The organism is Mesorhizobium sp. M7A.F.Ca.US.005.03.2.1 (genome assembly GCF_003997795.1).
GTDB classification, from domain to species: Bacteria; Pseudomonadota; Alphaproteobacteria; order Rhizobiales; family Rhizobiaceae; genus Mesorhizobium; species Mesorhizobium ciceri.
The window spans coordinates 1-2536 of the sequence record NZ_RZRP01000883.1; the positions used below are offsets into that span (position 1 = coordinate 1).

A 2536-nucleotide genomic window follows, 5' to 3' on the forward strand; every position below is an offset into this window, starting at 1 on the left:
GGCAAAAGCCTCTTCGACGTCGGCGCGCGAGTTCGCATGCATCTGCAGCATGCGGCCGATGCGCTCTTTCTTGCCCTTCACGGTGTTGTCGACCGAGATGCCCTTGGTGAGCCTGCCCGAATAGATGCGCGCAAAGGTCAGCGAACCGACGAACGGGTCGTTCATGATCTTGAAGGCGAGCATCGACAGCGGCTCGTTGTCGTCGGCATGACGCTCGATCTCGGCGTCGGTCTTGGCATCGACGCCCTTGATGGCGGGAACATCGGCCGGCGACGGCAGATATTCGACGACGGCGTCGAGCAGCGGCTGCACGCCCTTGTTCTTGAAGGCCGAGCCACAGAACATCGGGTAGAACTTGACCGCGATGGTGCCCTTGCGGATCAGCGCGCGAATCTCGTCATTCGACGGCATCTTGCCTTCGAGGTAATTCTCAAGCGCCGTCTCGTCCATTTCGACGGCAGCCTCGATCATCTTCTCGCGGTATTCTTCGGCACGAGCCTTGAGGTCGTCCGGGATCTCGACGATATCCCAGGCAGCGCCCAGCGTCTCGTCGCGCCAGACCAGCGCGTTCATCTCGACGAGGTCGACAACGCCCTTGAACTCGGTCTCGGCGCCAATCGGCAGCTGCATGACAACAGCATGCGCACCGAGGCGCGAGCCGATCATCTCGACCGAGCGATAGAAGTCGGCGCCGATCTTGTCCATCTTGTTGCAGAAGATCATGCGCGGAACGCGATACTTGTCGGCCTGGCGCCAGACAGTCTCGGTCTGCGGCTCAACACCGGCATTGGCATCGAGCAGCGCGATGGCGCCGTCGAGCACGCGCAGCGAACGCTCGACCTCGATGGTGAAGTCGACGTGGCCGGGGGTGTCGATGATGTTGAAGCGGTGCATCTTGCCGTCACGAGCCTTCCAGAAGGTCGTGGTCGCGGCGGACGTGATGGTGATGCCGCGCTCCTGCTCCTGCTCCATCCAATCCATGGTGGCAGCGCCGTCGTGGACTTCGCCGATCTTGTGCGACTTGCCCGTGTAGTAGAGGACGCGCTCGGTGGTCGTCGTCTTACCGGCGTCAATATGCGCCATGATACCGAAATTGCGGTAGTCTTCGATTTTGTATTCGCGGGCCATCGTAGCTGCCTCTCAGTCTCGTTCGCGCTTTACCAGCGGTAGTGCGCGAAAGCGCGGTTGGCTTCAGCCATCTTGTGGGTGTCTTCACGCTTCTTGACAGCGGTGCCGCGGTTGTTGGCCGCGTCCATCAGCTCGCCGGAGAGGCGGTCGACCATCGTGGTCTCGTTGCGGTTGCGGGCCGCAGCAATCAGCCAGCGAATGGCCAATGCCTGGCGGCGCTCGGGGCGCACGTCGACCGGAACCTGGTAGGTGGCGCCGCCGACACGGCGCGAACGCACTTCCACATGCGGCGCGACATTGTCGAGCGCCTGATGGAAGACGGTGACCGGCTCCTGCTTGGTCTTCGACTGAACCTGGTCGAGCGCGCCGTAGACGATGGTCTCGGCGACCGACTTCTTGCCGTCATACATGACGGCGTTCATGAACTTGGTGACGATCAGATCGCCGAACTTCGGGTCCGGATTGATCTCACGCTTTTCTGCACTGTGACGACGCGACATGGCTTTTGTCTCTCAATCTCATAGCCCGACGCACTCAAGGAGCGCCAAGGCCGGAAAATCTTACTTCGGACGCCCCTTACTTCGGGCGCTTGGCGCCGTACTTCGAACGGCGCTGCTTGCGGTTCTTCACACCCTGCGTGTCGAGCACGCCGCGGATGATGTGGTAGCGAACGCCCGGAAGATCCTTGACGCGGCCGCCGCGGATCATCACCACGGAGTGTTCCTGAAGGTTGTGGCCTTCGCCGGGGATGTACCCGATCACTTCAAAACCATTGGTCAGGCGGATCTTGGCCACCTTGCGCAGCGCCGAGTTCGGCTTCTTCGGCGTCGTTGTATAGACGCGCGTGCAGACGCCCCGCTTCTGCGGGTTCTGCTGCATGGCCGGGACCTTGTTGCGCTTCACCGGCGCAATGCGCGGCTTGCGGATCAGCTGGTTGACGGTAGGCATTAAACCCTCTTGTCTCTCAATTCCGTGTCTCGCCCGGTCAGGGCCGCTCAAAGCGTCATTTCCATACGCAAATTCGGGCCATAAACCGCGCCTCGCGGTCTTGCCCGAACAAAAGGCAGAGGAAGCGGAAGCCGCTTCGTGCACGCCGGAAATGTCTTTTCGCTCGTAAAACGAACCCTGTTTGAGGCAAACTCCAAAGCGTGTCGCTTCGGAAGGGAGAGCCTCACATCGGTTCTGACTGGGCGGCTTCTACCCGTAAGACCGCGGACCGTCAAGCCCGGAGCACCAAATATTGCGCGCCGACCAAGGCTTGGCAGCCATGCGAAAACCGCATGTAATTTTCTTTCGCATTTTTGCAAGAGCGAGGAAGAAAGTGACAAGCCTTCAGGCAAAGTGAATGGGTTTGCGCTGTTGCGCGGCCTTGCTTCATGCGAAAAGGCCGCATGAGCAGTCAAAACCC

3 protein-coding genes are annotated in these 2536 nt (G+C 60.6%); all 3 read right to left on the reverse strand.

Annotated features, from left to right (window positions below):
• On the reverse strand, positions 1-1128 hold a 1128-nt coding region (locus EN991_RS31925; protein ID WP_127370246.1), incomplete at its 3' end, for a GTP-binding protein.
• A gap of 29 nt (positions 1129-1157) precedes the next feature.
• Complete coding sequence (gene rpsG, locus EN991_RS31930) at positions 1158-1628, reverse strand: 30S ribosomal protein S7 (RefSeq protein WP_008875664.1); 471 nt, start codon at positions 1626-1628, stop codon at positions 1158-1160.
• A 76-nt stretch (positions 1629-1704) separates the two neighbouring features.
• A complete protein-coding gene (rpsL, locus tag EN991_RS31935) occupies positions 1705-2076 on the reverse strand; it encodes a 30S ribosomal protein S12 (protein WP_006333356.1) in 372 nt (123 codons plus the stop codon).
• Positions 2077-2536 lie beyond the last annotated feature (460 nt).